Origin of the sequence: Paenibacillus sp. GbtcB18 (genome assembly GCF_019091125.1) — a bacterium.
Taxonomy (GTDB): domain Bacteria; phylum Bacillota; class Bacilli; order Paenibacillales; family NBRC-103111; genus Paenibacillus_F; species Paenibacillus_F chitinolyticus.
In genome coordinates, this window is sequence record NZ_JAGXJX010000002.1 from 742,666 (window position 1) to 758,390 (window position 15,725).

At 55.9% G+C, this 15,725-nt stretch carries 16 protein-coding genes; 3 read left to right on the top strand and 13 right to left on the bottom strand.

Going from position 1 to position 15,725, the window contains the following annotated elements:
* Positions 1-17 precede the first annotated feature (17 nt).
* From ruvA to KVT34_RS31725, 6 genes are all read right to left on the bottom strand, one after another.
* The gene (gene ruvA, locus KVT34_RS08635) at positions 18-644 is read right to left on the bottom strand and encodes a Holliday junction branch migration protein RuvA (RefSeq protein ID WP_009671933.1); all 627 of its coding nucleotides are present in this window, start codon (positions 642-644) and stop codon (positions 18-20) included.
* The gene (gene ruvC / locus KVT34_RS08640; protein WP_009671937.1) at positions 641-1,144 is read right to left on the bottom strand and encodes a crossover junction endodeoxyribonuclease RuvC; all 504 of its coding nucleotides are present in this window, start codon (positions 1,142-1,144) and stop codon (positions 641-643) included. The genes ruvA and ruvC overlap by 4 nt, the downstream gene beginning before the upstream one ends.
* Before the next feature lie 278 nt (positions 1,145-1,422).
* Complete coding sequence (locus KVT34_RS08645; RefSeq protein WP_217558175.1) at positions 1,423-1,845, bottom strand: organic hydroperoxide resistance protein; 423 nt, start codon at positions 1,843-1,845, stop codon at positions 1,423-1,425.
* 197 nt (positions 1,846-2,042) lie between these two features.
* A complete protein-coding gene (locus tag KVT34_RS08650; protein ID WP_217558176.1) occupies positions 2,043-2,720 on the bottom strand; it encodes a BofC C-terminal domain-containing protein in 678 nt (225 codons plus the stop codon).
* A gap of 213 nt (positions 2,721-2,933) precedes the next feature.
* Positions 2,934-5,537, bottom strand: a complete 2,604-nt coding sequence (locus KVT34_RS08655) for a LysM peptidoglycan-binding domain-containing protein (protein ID WP_309244081.1) — start codon at positions 5,535-5,537, stop codon at positions 2,934-2,936.
* 8 nt (positions 5,538-5,545) lie between these two features.
* A complete protein-coding gene (locus KVT34_RS31725) occupies positions 5,546-5,731 on the bottom strand; it encodes a hypothetical protein (protein WP_254634765.1) in 186 nt (61 codons plus the stop codon).
* Between KVT34_RS31725 and KVT34_RS32940 the strand changes: the two genes are divergently transcribed.
* The gene (locus KVT34_RS32940; protein WP_483311431.1) at positions 5,718-6,116 is read left to right on the top strand and encodes a hypothetical protein; all 399 of its coding nucleotides are present in this window, start codon (positions 5,718-5,720) and stop codon (positions 6,114-6,116) included. The two genes, KVT34_RS31725 and KVT34_RS32940, sit on opposite strands and share 14 nt — an antisense overlap.
* Before the next feature lie 138 nt (positions 6,117-6,254).
* On the opposite strand, the gene ilvE is transcribed toward KVT34_RS32940, so the two are convergent.
* The 6 genes from ilvE to KVT34_RS08685 form a co-directional block, all read right to left on the bottom strand.
* Positions 6,255-7,136 (bottom strand): branched-chain-amino-acid transaminase, encoded by an 882-nt coding sequence (ilvE, locus tag KVT34_RS08660; protein WP_217558179.1) that lies wholly within the window; start codon positions 7,134-7,136, stop codon positions 6,255-6,257.
* A 9-nt stretch (positions 7,137-7,145) separates the two neighbouring features.
* Positions 7,146-8,084, bottom strand: coding sequence for a prephenate dehydratase (locus KVT34_RS08665; RefSeq protein WP_217558180.1), 939 nt, complete (start codon positions 8,082-8,084; stop codon positions 7,146-7,148).
* 2 nt (positions 8,085-8,086) lie between these two features.
* Positions 8,087-9,049, bottom strand: a complete 963-nt coding sequence (gene thrB / locus KVT34_RS08670; RefSeq protein ID WP_217558181.1) for a homoserine kinase — start codon at positions 9,047-9,049, stop codon at positions 8,087-8,089.
* Complete coding sequence (thrC, locus tag KVT34_RS08675; protein ID WP_217558182.1) at positions 9,049-10,119, bottom strand: threonine synthase; 1,071 nt, start codon at positions 10,117-10,119, stop codon at positions 9,049-9,051. Before thrC ends, thrB begins: the two co-directional genes overlap by 1 nt.
* 36 nt (positions 10,120-10,155) lie before the next feature.
* Positions 10,156-11,445, bottom strand: a complete 1,290-nt coding sequence (locus KVT34_RS08680) for a homoserine dehydrogenase (protein ID WP_042230445.1) — start codon at positions 11,443-11,445, stop codon at positions 10,156-10,158.
* 102 nt (positions 11,446-11,547) lie between these two features.
* The gene (locus tag KVT34_RS08685) at positions 11,548-12,021 is read right to left on the bottom strand and encodes an ACT domain-containing protein (RefSeq protein WP_009675461.1); all 474 of its coding nucleotides are present in this window, start codon (positions 12,019-12,021) and stop codon (positions 11,548-11,550) included.
* A 390-nt stretch (positions 12,022-12,411) separates the two neighbouring features.
* Here KVT34_RS08685 and KVT34_RS08690 point away from each other — a divergent pair, with 390 nt between their 5' ends.
* Both KVT34_RS08690 and KVT34_RS08695 read left to right on the top strand, forming a co-directional pair.
* Positions 12,412-12,918, top strand: coding sequence for an NUDIX domain-containing protein (locus tag KVT34_RS08690; RefSeq protein ID WP_217558183.1), 507 nt, complete (start codon positions 12,412-12,414; stop codon positions 12,916-12,918).
* 29 nt (positions 12,919-12,947) lie between these two features.
* Positions 12,948-14,318, top strand: a complete 1,371-nt coding sequence (locus KVT34_RS08695; RefSeq protein WP_217558184.1) for an aldehyde dehydrogenase — start codon at positions 12,948-12,950, stop codon at positions 14,316-14,318.
* Positions 14,319-14,415: 97 nt separating this feature from the next.
* On the opposite strand, the gene obgE is transcribed toward KVT34_RS08695, so the two are convergent.
* Entirely contained in the window at positions 14,416-15,723 is a 1,308-nt protein-coding gene (gene obgE / locus KVT34_RS08700) for a GTPase ObgE (protein WP_217558185.1), read from the bottom strand.
* Positions 15,724-15,725 lie beyond the last annotated feature (2 nt).

The following is a 15,725-nucleotide window of genomic DNA, read 5'->3' on the forward strand; positions in this document are numbered from 1 at the left end:
GTCATCTCCCCCAAAACTTACATTTGAAACAGAGCCTGGAGGGCTTGTTTCATGATGACATCGGCCGGATCGGTGTCCTTAACCTTCGGCTGGATGCGGGACCACGCGCGGTCCGCTTCCGCTTCCGTGTAGCCGAGCGCGAGCAGACCCTGCTTGACTTCGCCCCAGACTCCCTGGGTGCCGAATTCGTCCGACGGGTCCACTAAGCCGAACGATACGGCCAGATCGCGCTCCGTAACCGGCAGTGCGCCCAGCTTTTCTTTCAGGTCGAAAATAAGCCGCTGTGCGGTTTTCTTGCCGATACCCGGCAGCTTGGTAAGAAACGCGATATTCTCCTGCTGGATAGCCGCGACTACCGTTTCCGGGCGGCCTCCGGCAAGAATGCCGAGCGCGACTTTGGGACCGATGCCGCTGACATCGATAAGCTGCCGGAACAACATCTGCTCCTCCCTTGTCGGGAAACCGAACAGCAGGTGTGCGTCTTCACGCACATGATAATGAGTATACAGCGTGACATCGGCGTCTTCTTTCAATCCGAACGCGTACGGGTTGGCGCAAAAAACGCGGTAGCCGACTCCGTTCACGTCGAGAACGACGTATTCCGTTTCACGCGCAGCTAGTTTGCCTCTTAAGAAATCAATCATCGTTTGGTAACCTCTTTGATTTTATCGTGCAGCGTGGATGAATGCGCGTGGCAGATCGCTACGGCGAGCGCATCGGCTACGTCATCCGGCTTCGGTATCGCGGACAGCTTAAGAAACATGCGGACCATTTCCTGCACTTGGATTTTCTCCGCTTTGCCGTAGCCGACAACGGCCTGCTTAACCTGGAGCGGCGTGTATTCGCCGACGGGTATTCCGCGCTGAACGGCTGCGAGTATAATCACGCCGCGCGCCTGTCCTACGGTGAAGGCCGTCGTCACGTTCCGGTTGAAGAACAGTTTCTCGACAGCCATCGCGTCGGGTTTATATTTGTCTATGAGCTGGCAGGCCGCATCATAAACCTGCTTCAGCCGAAGACCCGGATCGGTGTGGGCCTCGGTTTGTATACAGCCGTACTGAACGGGCGTTAGTTTGCTGCCGGTCTTGTCGATAAACCCGAAACCGACGATCGCAATGCCCGGGTCGATTCCCAGAATACGCAAAAGAAGTTCTCTCCCATCCCCTGTATGCCCCAAAAAGCGAACATATGTATCGATTTCCATTATAGCAAATTCTCGCCGAAAGGGATAGCGTGTTTAAAACCGGGACAAACCGTAAATATTCCCCCTCTTGTTCGCGGTCTGTCCACAGCCTGAATTACAGGTATGTTCCGAACATCTTCGGTCCGATCCTCAACTAAATAGAAGTCCCGCAAGACCCTACCGCTCTTGCAACAATAAAAACGGCTCCCTCGCGGAAGCCGTCTCGTTTCGCTGTAAATTTACGCTTGGACAACATCGATAAACACGTCGATATTGTCCCGTGTAGCCTTCGAGTAAGGACAAACATGGTGTGCGGCGGCGACCAGCTCGTTAGCCGTTCCCATTTCCACTCCGGGAATGCTCACTTTGAGTTCGACAGCCAGCTTGAAGCCCCCGTCCTCCGCGTCTTTACCGATCGTTACGTGAGCCGTCACCTGTGTTTCGGAACGGATTTGCTTTTGCCTCATCACAAGGTTCAGGGCGCTGTCGAAGCAGGCCGCGTAACCCGCCGCAAAAAGCTGCTCGGGATTCGTTGCCGCTCCGCCGGGACCGCCCAGCTCTTTGGGCATTTTGACTTCTAAATTCAGCACACCGTCATCCGAAGTTACTTTCCCGTTCCGTCCGCCTTGAGCCGTTGCAACCGCTGTGTATAAATGTTCCATAGTCAAACACCATCCCTTTAAAAGTTTAAAATAGAGGCGCCGCAGGAGGCGCTTCGTTGTATGAGAGAATAATATCACACTATTATATTGTGTGCAATATAATTTTATAAAATTTATATTCCTAAAAAAAGCTCCGCCTTAAAGCGGAACCTTTTTAAACAAATTTGTTGAAATCGCCATTCCGGCCGGTAAAAACTTTAGTAATTGGGCGACATGGCCTTTTCGCTCTCCTGGACGGCATAATCGCTGAATGTGGACAAGACACTGTTGAACTCAGCCACATCGGACACCCGTATTCCTTCGTGAAGCTGATGCACGGTTTCTTTGGGCAGAGTGCTTTCGAGATATTGGATATTAAGCTGGAAAAAGGTACGAATCACCTTGTCATTGGCTGGCAGCCCGTCAAACAAAGATAAGTTTCCGCTCTCGTCCACCCCGAAATATGCGCTCTGTTTGCATTTGGGCGACAGATCGTCGATATGCTGAGTAAAAATTACACTCCCCTTGGAATTCAAACTCAGGGTCCAATCAGGATGCTCCCCGTTCAAAGCCGTAATCTCGTCCGCGGATTTCAGTCCCAGCTCCTGCTGCTCTTCTCCGCATACGTACGAGCGCTGTATATAAGTCAGCCGCTGACCGCCTTCGGAGCGGATTTGCCGCAGGGTTTGTTCCTGCTGCGCTTTCAGAGCCTGATCGATTTCCGGCGCGGCAGCTTGTCCGAGCGGCGCACCTGCTTCCCGATAAGCCGGTTCGGGGAATTCATAGGCAACCAGCAGGTATGCGATTGCGGCAAGCAGAACGTAACTGCCGAATATCAGCCGTTTGCGTTTAAGACGGATTTTTTTCTTCAATTGCTTCAGCAAGTTGAAAACCATCACGGCAATCCCCTTCTATCCTCTGTTTTCCCTTATTGTTCCCCCCGTCTAAAAGCTTATACATGTATTTCCAGCACGGTATAAAGGCTGCGGTAAGAAAATCTGGAGACGATATCGCCGTGCATAAAATGAAAAACTCCGGCATTCCCGAGAGGAATCGCCGGAGCGGAAACTTCCCATGGATTGACATGGAAAGCCGATAAGACAAAAGGTTTAAACGTTCATCCAAGGAACATTTGCACTAACCGTCTGTTTCGGCGCGCGGCGGCCCGATTTGCGGATGATCGTGCGCACGGAACTCTTGGAAGGTTTGGATTTCTTGGGAGCGGACGTTTTTTTGGCTTTGGTCTGCGTCTCCAAAAAGGAATCCGATTCCTCTTCCTGATCGGCCAGATGAATCCGTGCTTCACTGTCCCCGTATCCCTGTTCGGATCCCTGGAAGCCCTCTATCCCGTTAGAGGCCCCCTGAAACGGCGGACCTGAAACGGCGTAGGCGGGCTGGGGAATTTGGGCGTACGGATTCACCGCTCCTTCCTGATCGGGACCATAACCGTACGGTACTGGAAACGCGGGCGGATAAATCCGCTCCCAATCCGGCTGGCCGTAACTTGTAAACGGCGTGTACGGCGATTGCTGAGCGCCTCCCGCGTAAGGAACGAACCCGGACGGGAATGCCGGGAAGTTAGTCGCCTCCGGCGTCTGACCGCGGCCCTTCTTGGCACCCCCGCAGCCGCAGCCGCAATCTTTCTTGCCCGCCGATGGTGGAATAGACGCCAGGCCGGCCGTAAAAGCCTGCGACCCATAAGGCTGTGGAGCAAAGCCTTGCGGCCATCCGCCTCCTTCACCGTAGCCTCCGGGCGCGTACTGGCCCTGAAGCGGCTGCTGCTGCGGCGCATAGCCTTGCGGCCATCCGCCTTCACCGTAGCCACCGGGCGAGTACTGCCCCTGAACCGGCTCTTGCTGCGGCGCATAGCCTTGCGGCCATCCGCCTCCTTCACCGTAGCCTCCGGGCGCGTACTGGCCCTGAACCGGCTCTTGCTGCGGCGCATAGCCTTGCGGCCATCCGCCTCCTTCACCGTAGCCACCGGGCGCGTACTGCCCCTGAACCGGCTGCTGCTGCGGCGCATAGCCTTGCGGCCATCCGCCTCCTTCACCGTAGCCTCCGGGCGCGTACTGCCCCTGGACCGGCTGCTGCTGCGGCGCATAGCCTTGCGGCCATCCGCCTACCTGCTCGCGGCTTCCAAGCGCATATGCGGCCTGCTCCGCCTCCTCCGGCGACGCGTAGCCCTGCGGCCATCCGCCTGCCTGCTCGCGGCCTCCGGACGCATATGCGGCCTGCTCCGCCTCCTGCTGCGACGCGTAGCCCTGCGACCAGACGCCTGCCTGCTCGCGGCCTCCAAGCGCATATGCGGCCTGCTCCGCCTCCTCCGGCGACGCGTAGCCCTGCGACCAGACGCCTGCCTGCTCGCGGCCTCCAAGCGCATATGCGGCCTGCTCCGCCTCCTCCGGCGACGCGTAGCCCTGCGTCCAGACGCCTGCCTGCTCGTGGCCTCCGCGCGCGTATTGGCCCTGCTCCGACCATTGCTGCGGCGCTAAGCCTTGCGGCCATCCGCCTACGTCACCGTAACCTCCGGGGACATGCTGCCCCTGCTCCGCCCATTGCTGCGGCGCTAAGCCTTGCGGCCATCCGCCTGCCTGCTCGTGGCTCTGAGGCCATCCGCCTACGTCACCGTAGCCTCCATGCTCAAAGCCCCCATGGCCAAATGGTGCATATGGCTCGGGGTAACCCGGATGCTGTCCCAATGCGGGCTTTTCCGCACAATAGGCTCCGTCCGTGTAAGGGGTATTCAAATCCGGGCCGACTCCCATGCCTCCGTACAAACCGGGCTGGCTCGGAAACCAAGGCTGGGACGGATAGGGCTGTGCCTGAATATGCCCGGCCGGCTGGATGAATTCTTCCTCGGGAGCGACCATTGCCTGATAGGACGGAATGCCTTGAGGAATTTCCACATTCGGATACGGCAGCGTCTGCGGATGTCCCCAGCCGCCTTCGTACGCTCCGTGATGTCCATACGGGACGGGCAGTTCACCGTCGCATCCGCACGGTTCTTTTTTCCACATTTCATGATGATGCCCATATGGAGACACGAAAGGCGCATAAGGAGGGCAGGGCTGAATCATCGGAAGGATTTCCGGATAGCCTCCGCAGTCCGGAATAGCTTCCGCCTCTTTTACATAAGCGGGATAAGGAGCCGGTACAACGGGCTCGCAAGGGTGCTGGGGCGGAGGCTGCGGTGTATAAGACGGCAGCTCGATCTGCGGCAGCACCAGTTGAGGCAGCTGGTATTCAGGCACCTGCGGCTGAACCGGCGGCTGCGGAGCCGGCTGCACGGGAGGCTGCTCGATAACAGGCAGCTCTACCTTAGGCGCAGGCTGTGCGGGAAGTTCGATCTTTACTTCCTCTTTATGGTCTGTCACCTTTGCCACGTTTAAGTTAATTTCCGTTATCTTCGTTATTTGGTTAATTTCCGGTGGTGGAGGGGGCTGGATGACTTCCGCCTTTTGCTCCACTACCTCGGGCACGGGGACAACCGGCTGGATCGGGGCAGTATTCTTCTTGCCGTGAGCTGTCCCGCCGTGATGAGGCTGATACCCTTGAACGCCTTCTTGCTCTTTGTGACCCTTTTTGGGAATATAGACGGTTTCACCGGTCATCAGAACGCTCGGGTTTTTCAGTTGGGTGTTGACCTCAATCATTTCTTTCAGCGGAATTCCCCATGCCTTCGAGAGCTTCCACAGCGTATCTCCCTGCTGCACAATGTGCTTTACCAGATGGTGGGGCTCATGATGATGCCCATCATGATGATGCCCATCGTGATGCTGTCCATCATAATGCTGCCCATCGTGATGATGCCCATCGTGATGCTGTCCATCATAATGCTGCCCATCGTGATGATGCCCATCATGATGCTGTCCACCCTGCTGGTGCCCATCGTGATGATGCCCATCATGATGCTGTCCATCCTGCTGGTGCCCATCGTGATGCTGTCCATCGTGATGCTGCCCTTCATGGTGATGGGGTTTCGTCGGCATTCCCGGAATTTTCACCTTTTCGCCGACGTTGATTTGGTCCGGGTTCGCGATGTGAGGATTCGCTTCGATCACTTTATCGAGATCGACGTTGTATTTTTGGGCGATTTTATACAGCGAATCCCCTTTTTTAACCATATGGATTTTCAACGGGTCTTACCTCCTTCTTCTAAGTACATATCCGTCTTCCCCAATCCGATTGACATTACATCTTATGCAGACGCATGGGCATTTGACATCCCCGGACGAAAAAAAGCCGCGGAAAATTCCGGAGGACAGGCGCAAACACAGCAATTCCGGGCATAAAAAAACCGCTGCCGCAGGAAGTGCCCCTTCCCCGGAAACGGTTTTCTGAGAGTTTGATGAGTTGTTTTGGCATAAAACGGTCCAACCGATACAAAAGTCGGTACCGGTAATCAAATGAAACGAATCGTACGTGGGAGCCTATTCGTAAACTTTAACCCCGTCGACAGTCACTATGCTGCGGAATTCCTGCAGAAGTTTCGTCGTAATCGGGCCGGCTTTGCCTTCCCCGATAATGCGGCCGTCCACTTCGCGAACGGCGATAACTTCGGCGGCTGTGCCCGTAAAGAACACTTCATCGGCCACATACACGTCATGAAGGGTAAACGGCTCTTCCTTCAAGGTGTAGCCCTGGCGCTCACAAATCTCGATGATCGCCGCGCGCGTGATACCTTCAAGCGCCCCGATGTAGCAAGGCGGTGTGAACACGACGCCTCTTTTTACGATAAAAATGTTATCCGAAGAACCTTCCGCTACATATCCCTGCGAATTCAGCATAATCGCTTCGCCCACGCCGGCCAGGTTGGACTGGATTTTGACGAGAATGTTATTCAGGTAGTTGAGCGACTTTATTTTCGGATTGACCGCGTCGGGAATATTGCGGCGGCTTGAGACCGAAACGGTTTTGAGGCCGTTGATGTAAGCTTCTTCCGGATAAATCGACAGCTGCTCGACGATAATGATGACGCTCGCTTTGGGCGAACGGCGCGGATCGAGCCCGAGGTCGCCGGGACCGCGGGAAACGACGAGACGGATATATCCGTCACGAAGTTCGTTGCGACGGATCGTTTCCACCAACGCGTCCTGCATTTCCTGAAAGCTTAATGGAATGTTGAGCATAATCGATTTGGCCGAATCGTAAAGACGGTCGAGATGCTCCTTGCATTTAAAAATGTTGCCGCCGTAAATGCGGATGCCTTCAAAAATTCCATCCCCGTACAAAAAACCGTGATCGTATACGGATACCTTGGCTTCTTCCTTAGTAACGAAGCTTCCATCCAGGTAAATCCACTGCTGTGCCATAATTCGTTCTTACACCTCCGGGGTTTGGGTTTCGTACTGGTACGTCGGGTAGCAGCCCAGAATCCGCACCTGGCAGCCAATCGCTTCGATTTCTTCAAATGCGGCCCGGACGAGAACCGATTCCAGCGAGCCTTCTACATCGATATAAAAATAGTACCTGCCGAGCTTGCGTTTCGTCGGCCGGGATTCCAGCCTCGACAAGTTGATCCGGCGCCAAGCGAAAGCCGACAGCACCTGGTGCAGCGCCCCCGGATAATCCTCGGGCGGTGTGACCAGAATGGTCGTTTTTGTATGGCCGGAGGCCGGCAGGTCCAGCTTTTCACGCCCGATCAAAATAAAACGGGTCGAATTGTCGGGGTTGTCCTGTATTTTTGACGCGAGAAGCTCCATTCCGTACATGCCGGCGGCGTTTGTCGTCCCGATCGCCACCACGTTCGGGTCTCCCAGCTCGCTGACAAGGCGGACGCTCTCCCCGTTGGAACCCGTCTGCTCGATCTCGGCCTGCGGCATATACGTGCGCAGAAACTTGCGGCATTGGGCAAGCGCGACCGAATGGGACAGCACTTTGGTAATGTTTGACCAAGAGACGGGCGGAGAGCTTGCCGGTTCCCCGTGCTCCAGTCTCGCCAAGCCGTTCTTGTCATCGTCCGCCCGGTGGGCACTGCCGGGAAGACCGATCAGGTTCATATCTATAGGATAAACCCATTCCACCTGCATCGGCAAATCCACCTCATGGACGAGCCAATCGATATGCAGGGTAACGGAACCCTCGATCGTATTCTCGATCGGAATAACGCTGTAATCCGTTTCTCCCGAAGCGGTTGCCAGGAATACATCGGAGATGAGCTTGAACGGTACATATTCGTACCCGTCCCTCCCGAGGAAATGATGCACGCTCTCTTCGGAGAATGTGCCGGGCCCCAGCATCGCAATCCGTTTCTTCGCCATCGCTATTCCGCTCCCCCCGCGAATTCCTCGAAGGACGGCTCCCCGCCCGCCAGCTTCCAGACGCGGACGCCTTCGCGGGAGGGCCTCAGCCATCTCGTTTCCGCCTCGATGCCTTCGGCGCGGAACGTCTCCCGGAGGAACGCCTCCAGTTCCTCCTGCCTCCCCTCGCTCTTATCGGCGAATGCGATAAGAGTCGGTCCCGCGCCGCTGAGCGCAGCTCCCAGCGCGCCGTGGTCGGCCGCTTCCCGGAGAATCTTCTCCATTCCGGGAACGAGAGCCGCTCGGTACGGCTGATGCAGCGCATCTTTCATCGCGTGCCGGATCATGCCCAGCTCCCCGGCGGCAAGCGCCGCGACGAGCAAAGACGAGTGACCGATGTTGAAGACGGCGTCTTTCATCGGCACCTGATCCGGCAGCACGCGGCGCGCATGCTCCGTGGAGAGCTGGAACGCCGGCACGGCGACCAGCGTCTCCAGGCGCTCGTGCGGCTCGATGCGCACGTGCTTCGCCTCACGGCCGTCCCAGTAGGCCGCGATAATGCCGCCGAACAGCGAGGCGCCGACGTTGTCGGGGTGCTTTTCCATACCGGAGGCGATCTGGAAAAGCTCGTCCGGCGGAAGGTCCGCACCGCTCAGCGCATTTGCCGCGGCAAGCGCCCCGACGATAGCGGAGGCACTGCTGCCCAGGCCGCGCGTGAGCGGAATGTCGCTGTCCATGCGGATGCTCAGCTCCGGCATGGGAAGACCCGCGTGATCGTACAAAGTGCGGGCCACTTTATAGATCAGGTTCGTCTTATCCGTCGGAATTCCCTGCATATTGCTTCCGAAAAGTTCGATCTGTGTCCGGTCCGCTTCACTCATCTCAATCCGGGCGTACAAATCAAGGGCCATGCCGAGCGCATCGAAGCCCGGTCCCAGATTGGCGGTGCTGGCCGGAACGCGGACGCGTACCACGACGGGGGCCATTAGCTGCCCACCTGCTCCAGCTGCCGGATCGCGTCCATTACGGCTGCTTCCGAATCTTCTACGACGAGCGGCTCGGCTTTCACGCTCTGAATGGCGTTGTGCGGATCTTTAAGGCCGTTGCCGGTCAGCACGCACACGACGGATTGTCCTTGCCGGAAGTGGCCTTCCCGCTTCAGCTTGATGACGCCCGCAAGGGATGCCGCCGATGCCGGCTCGGCAAAGATGCCTTCCTGCGAAGCAAGCTTGCGGTAAGCCGCCAAAATTTCGTCATCCGTGACGTAGTTGATCTGGCCGCCGGATTCGTTGGCCGCGTTTACGGCTCCGTCCCAGCTGGCCGGGTTTCCGATCCGGATGGCGGTCGCTACGGTTTCCGGATTGAGGATAGGCTCTCCCTTGACGATCGCCATGGCGCCTTCCGCTTCGAATCCGATCATTTTGGGCAGCGAAGAAGATTTGCCTGCCGCCTGATACTCCTTGAAGCCTTTCCAGTAGGCCGTGATGTTGCCCGCATTGCCGACCGGAATCGCGAGATAATCCGGCGCTTTACCAAGCTGGTCACACACCTCGAAAGCGGCGGTCTTCTGTCCCTCAATCCGGTAGGGATTGACGGAATTGACGAGGGTAATCGGCTGCTTCGCCGTAATTTCACGGACAATCTCCAGCGCCCGGTCGAAATTCCCTTCAATGGCGATTACTTTCGCCCCGTAAATGATAGCCTGCGCCAGCTTGCCGAGCGCAATGTTGTTGTTCGGAATAAGCACGATGCAGTTCAGCCCGCCGCGAGCGGCATAGGCGGCAGCGGCTGCCGATGTATTGCCGGTGGAAGCGCACATGATCGTGGAGCTTCCCTCCTCCATCGCTTTGGCCACGGCCATTACCATGCCGCGGTCTTTGAACGAACCCGTCGGGTTCAGTCCTTCGTATTTGACGTAGAGGTCGAGTCCCAGCTCCTCGGACAATTTTTCCGCGCGGATAAGCGGAGTGTTTCCTTCGTGCAGGGTAAGCAGCGGGGTTTTTTCCGTAATCGGGAGGTAAGATTTATATTGATGCAGCAAGCCCATATATCTCATTTTTTTTCTGCAGCCTCTTTTCTTTAAATATAAAATTTAGCCTTCGACGCGGTAAACGCTCTGGATCGTCTGAATGACATCCAGGCTTTCGAATTCGGCCAGAACTTTATTCATGCCGGCCTGGCTGGCGTCGTGGGTAATGATAATGATTTCCGCTTTCGGATTATGCTCGTTCGGATGTTGAAACACGGACTCCAGACTGACTTCGTGCCTGGCGAAAATTTGCGTGATTTGCGCAAGAACGCCCGCTTTGTCCTCCACGTGGAGAAGCACAAAATATTTCGAAGAAATTTGCTCGTCCGTTTTCAATTTTTTCTCCAAGTAAGGCGCCGTGCTGTGCTGGCCGTTTACACCCAGGTTCAGGTTGCGTACGACAGCCACGAGATCCGCCACGACGGAAGTCGCCGTCGGCATTTCACCGGCGCCCGGCCCGTAGAACATCGTCTCGCCCACGGCTTCGCCGTATACGTATACGGCATTGAACACGCCGTTGACGGAAGCGAGCGGATGCGACGTTTTGACCATCGTCGGCTCGACGGACACGGAGATGTGCTCGTCATGCTTTTCCGCAATGCCGAGAAGCTTCACTTCGTAGCCGAGCTTTTTGCCGTACTGGATGTCTTCTTTGCTGACCTTGGAGATCCCTTTGACCTTCACGTCAGCCAGCGCCACTTCCGAATGGAAGCCCAGCGTGGAGAGAATGGTCATTTTACGGGCGGCGTCCAGTCCTTCCACGTCGGAAGTCGGGTCGGCTTCGGCATAGCCCAGCATTTGCGCTTCTTTGAGCACGTCCGCATAGGCGGCGCCTTCCTGGCTCATTTTGGTCAGGATATAGTTGGTCGTTCCGTTCACGATCCCCATGATTTTCGTAATCCGGTCCGAAGAAAAGCCCTCGACCAGCGTACGAATAATCGGGATTCCCCCGGCCACGCTTGCTTCATAGAATACATCGCAGCCTTTTTCGGCGGCTTTGGCAAGAATCTCGGGGCCGTGCATCGCCATCAGATCCTTGTTCGCGGTCACGATGTGCTTTCCTTGCTCCAGGGCTTCCAGAATATACGCTTTCGTTTCCTGAACGCCGCCCATCACTTCGACGACAACGTCGATTTCAGGGTTGCGGATAATATCCCAAGGCTGGTCGGTAAGTTTATCGCGGTCTACGGAAACGGAGCGCAGCTTGCTCAAATCCTGCACCAGCACCTTCTCCACTACGATGGCGGAGCCCGTCTGCTTCTCGAGATCTTCCCGGTGGCCTTCCACAATCCGGACAACGCCAGTTCCGACGGTTCCGAGTCCCAGCAAGCCGATTTTAATAGGTTTTTTCATAGTCACAATTCCTCCCGTATACATGCTGTTCTTTTTCTGTACCCTGAGTCTGTGCCTCTCCGGTTTTTAGCCGGGCTGCTCTTCCCAGGGCCTTGCTTTGCGTTAAATCGAGCTTCCCTGTCCGATCACGGCGGCTTTTTTGACCCCGTCCTGCGATTCCAGCAATTGAACCAGCTCTTTCGCTTTATCGCCCATCAAGGACGTTTCCACGGAAATGACCACGTTCGCCATTCCCTGCAGCGGAATACTTTGATTGATCGTCAGCACATTCCCTTCCTGTCCGGCAATAAGCGCCAGCACCCGGGACAAAATGCCCGAGCGGTGCTCCAAATTCATGGAGATGGTGACAATGCGCTCTTTATCCAGCTTGTTCAGGGGAAATACGCCGTCTTTGTACTTATAAAATGCGCTCCGGCTCAGCCCTACCTGCTCAACCGCCTCGTGGATCGTCTTTACTTCTCCCCGGGCCAGCAGTTCTTTGGCCTGCACCGTTTTTAAAATGCCTTCGGGCAAAATCTGCTCGTTTACGAGATAAAAGCCGGACTCGCTCCAACCGGCGGCCTGTTTAGGTTCCATCACAGAAAGTCCGTCCTTTCCAGAAAGACGTTTGTTCTTATATAGAGGACATTATACTTAACTCTACAAATTTCGGCAATAGGAAAATGGCATCCTCCCTTTTCGCCCTGCTGTTTCCCCTGCCTTTCACCGGAAAAAGAATCCGAATCTTCGCAGTTTGCTTCGATCCGGCACGGTCCGTGACCGCTGATTTTATCAAGTCCGGCCGCTCTAACCTTTGTCCAAACCATAAAATTTCAGGCGTCTTTCTTTTTATCGGTTTTTCCTGACTTCCGTTTGAAAAACAAGCGCCTCTCAAATACGATAGGCGTCAAAATGCTTTCCGGACGGGGGTTTGCTTGTCCTTCTTCCCCTATGGTAAGCTGAAAATCAGCAAGGAGGCGACCCGTTTTGATCACGTTGCGATTAATATCCGCAGCTCTTTTGTTCAACGCCCGAGGCGAACTGCTTATGATGATACGATCCATGAAAAGGACGCTATCGCCCGGTATGTGGGCGGCCGTGGGCGGCCATCTGGAAAGCTTTGAAATGGCCCGCCCCCGGGCAGCCTGCCTGCGTGAAATCGAGGAAGAAACCGGAATACGCGAGGACGAAATTTCGGGGCTCCGTTTGCAGTACATTCTAATAAGGTTAAAAGATCAAGATATCCGGCAGCAGTTTATTTATGTCGGACACACGGATGTTTCTCCCCGAATCCGGACCTCCGAGGGCGATCTGCACTGGATTCCCCGCACCGAGATCCTGAACCGGGAGCTTCCGTTTATTTTTCGCTATGCGCTTGAGCATTATTTGTCTAACGGAGACACTCCCCATACATGGATCGGAACGGCCGTTCCAGGCTCCTCCGGCATTCCCGAAGTGAGCTGGACCGCGCTCCAAGATCCCGAAAGAACCTAAGTCAGCAGACCCGGAAAGGACGAAGCCCCTTGAATCGGATACACGCGCTTCTCGACAAGCAGAGAAACTTTTTCGCGACAGGTGCGACCAAACCGCTGAACTACCGCACGGAACAGCTCCGCCGGTTAAAAGCCATGATCCGGGATCATGAGGAAGCGATTATGGAAGCGCTGAGGCTTGATCTCGGAAAATCCGACTTTGAAGCGTTCGCTACGGAAATCGGCATTCTGCTTGAAGAAATCAACCATGTGCTTAAACATCTCAAACGCTGGAGCAAGCCGCGGCGGGTTAAAACGCCTCTTACGCATATCGGATCGCAGAGCCGCATTTATGCGGAGCCATACGGCATTGCGCTCCTCATCTCGCCGTGGAACTATCCGTTCCAATTGGCAATCTCGCCCTTGATCGGAGCCATGTCCGCAGGAAACTGCGCTGTCCTGAAGCCCTCCGAGCTTGCGCCGCATACTTCCGCCCTGCTCGCCCGGCTTCTCGGTCAGACCTTCGACGAAGCGTATGTGGCCGTTATCGAAGGCGGCGTCGAAACGAGCAATGCCCTGCTCGCGGAAAAATTCGATACGGTTTTTTTCACGGGGAGCGTCGGGGTCGGACGGATCGTCATGGAAGCGGCGGCCAAACATCTGACTCCCGTCACGCTGGAGCTAGGCGGCAAAAGCCCCTGCATCGTACATGCCGACGCCAACATCAAGCACGCGGCCAAGCGCATCGTGTGGGGCAAAACGCTGAATGCGGGACAAACCTGCATCGCTCCGGATTACTTATACGTTCACGAAAGCGTCAAGGACGAACTGCTAAAGGGAATGAAGGAAACCGTAGACGCCTTCTACGGTGATCCGCTTGCGGACGGCAGCCCGTACCCGAACATTATCAATGCCCGCCATTACAACCGGCTTAAGAGCCTGATGGAAGCCGGTCAGCTGGTATACGGCGGAAGAACGGACGAGCGGTCTCTTAAGATCGAGCCCTCTTTTATCGGCGATGTCGGCTGGGAGGACCCGGTTATGCAGGAGGAAATTTTCGGTCCGCTTCTTCCGGTCCTCACTTACCGCAATCTGGAGGACGTGATCCGGGAAGTAAACGCCCGCCCGAAGCCGCTCGCCCTGTACGCTTTCTCCGAAAGCGAAGAAATCCAGCAGAGGATCATCCACTCGATTTCGTTCGGCGGAGGCTGCATCAACGATACGATCCTCCACATCGCAACTCCGTATCTTCCTTTCGGAGGCGTCGGAAACAGCGGGATGGGCGGGTATCACGGCAAAGCAAGCTTCGATGTGTTCACTCACCGTAAAAGCGTGCTGAAGCAGACGAGCCGCTTCGACCTGCCATTCCGTTATCCGAACGCCAAAAACGCTTTGAAAAGATTAAGAAGTGTTTATAAATAGTCTTTATCCGGCATGGAGAATTTTCGTTGTCCGCCGCCGGTTCTACTTTAAACAACACGCTAAAAACCCCCATGCCTGCCGGCAAGGGGGTTTTCCATTAAGATTTTTCCACGAATTCGAATTCATAATCGTTGAGACGGATCGTCTGTCCGTCGACTGCACCCCGTTCGCGGAGCGCCTTGTCGATACCCATATTCCGCAGAATCCGGGCAAAGCGTAGCACGCCTTCTTCCGTGGTAAAGTTGGTCCGTTTCATCAGCTTCTCGATGCTTGGGCTCTCTACAACGAAAACATCGTTCTCGCGGCGAATAACAAAATCGTTATCATATTCGTTCTTTTTCTCCATCCGGTACACTTTGCGCTCCTCGACTTCCTGCACTTCTTCAAGAAGCGGAGCGTCGGGAATCGCGTCCAGCATATCGGCTACGCGGTACAGGAGAGGCTGAATGCCTTCCTTGGTAACGGCCGAGATGGGGAAGATTTGGGCGGACTTGCCGTCTTCCTCCATTTGCTTACGGAAAGCGGCCAAGTTTTCTTCGGCCTCCGGAATGTCCATCTTGTTCGCGACTATTACCTGAGGACGTTCTTCCAGCTTGGCGTTGTAGAGCTTGATTTCCTCATTGATCTTCTTCCAGTCCTCATACGGGTCGCGGCCCTCGGTCCCTGCCATATCGACCACGTGCACGATGATGCGCGTCCGCTCGACGTGACGCAGAAACTCGTGGCCGAGTCCGACGCCCTGGCTGGCGCCTTCAATGAGGCCCGGCAGATCGGCCATGACGAAGCTTCGGCCTTCGCCGAGATCGACGACGCCCAGGTTCGGCGTAATCGTCGTAAAGTGGTAGGCGCCGATCTTCGGAGTCGCCGCCGACACGACGGATAGCAGCGTCGACTTGCCCACGCTCGGGAACCCGACGAGGCCCACGTCGGCCATCACTTTAAGCTCGAGAACGACCCAGCGTTCTTGACCTTCCTCGCCGTTCTCCGCGATTTCCGGAGCGGTATTCTTGGCCGTGGCGAAGCGCATATTGCCGCGTCCGCCGCGTCCGCCCTTCGCAACGACCACTTCCTGCTGATGACGCGTCAGGTCGGCAACAATCTCGCCGGTGTCGTCGTCAATGACCAGCGTACCGGGCGGAACGCGAACGACCATATCGTCGGCGTTGGCTCCGTGCTGGCATTTGTTGCGGCCTTTCTCGCCGCGCTTGGCTTTGAAATGCTTCTGGTAGCGGAAATCGATCAGCGTCCGGAGTCCTTCGTCCACGCGGAAGATCACATCGCCGCCATCGCCTCCGTCACCGCCGCCGGGGCCGCCTTCGGGTACATATTTCTCGCGGCGGAACGCGACAAGACCGTCGCCTCCGTCGCCGCCTTTTACATAAATCTTCGCTTTATCTACAAACATGT

Bases quoted from the DNA above. Each gene is read 5' to 3' on its own strand.
- ruvA (WP_009671933.1), bottom strand. From the start codon at position 644: ATGATTGATTTCTTAAGAGGCAAACTAGCTGCGCGTGAAACGGAATAC.
- KVT34_RS08645 (WP_217558175.1), bottom strand. From the start codon at position 1,845: ATGGAACATTTATACACAGCGGTTGCAACGGCTCAAGGCGGACGGAAC.
- KVT34_RS08650 (WP_217558176.1), bottom strand. From the start codon at position 2,720: ATGGTTTTCAACTTGCTGAAGCAATTGAAGAAAAAAATCCGTCTTAAA.
- KVT34_RS32940 (WP_483311431.1), top strand. From the start codon at position 5,718: ATGATGCCCATCATGATGCTGTCCATCCTGCTGGTGCCCATCGTGATG.
- KVT34_RS31725 (WP_254634765.1), bottom strand. From the start codon at position 5,731: ATGATGGGCATCATCACGATGGGCACCAGCAGGGTGGACAGCATCATG.
- ilvE (WP_217558179.1), bottom strand. From the start codon at position 7,136: ATGGCACAGCAGTGGATTTACCTGGATGGAAGCTTCGTTACTAAGGAA.
- KVT34_RS08665 (WP_217558180.1), bottom strand. From the start codon at position 8,084: ATGGCGAAGAAACGGATTGCGATGCTGGGGCCCGGCACATTCTCCGAA.
- thrB (WP_217558181.1), bottom strand. From the start codon at position 9,049: ATGGCCCCCGTCGTGGTACGCGTCCGCGTTCCGGCCAGCACCGCCAAT.
- thrC (WP_217558182.1), bottom strand. From the start codon at position 10,119: ATGAGATATATGGGCTTGCTGCATCAATATAAATCTTACCTCCCGATT.
- KVT34_RS08680 (WP_042230445.1), bottom strand. From the start codon at position 11,445: ATGAAAAAACCTATTAAAATCGGCTTGCTGGGACTCGGAACCGTCGGA.
- KVT34_RS08685 (WP_009675461.1), bottom strand. From the start codon at position 12,021: ATGGAACCTAAACAGGCCGCCGGTTGGAGCGAGTCCGGCTTTTATCTC.
- obgE (WP_217558185.1), bottom strand. From the start codon at position 15,723: ATGTTTGTAGATAAAGCGAAGATTTATGTAAAAGGCGGCGACGGAGGC.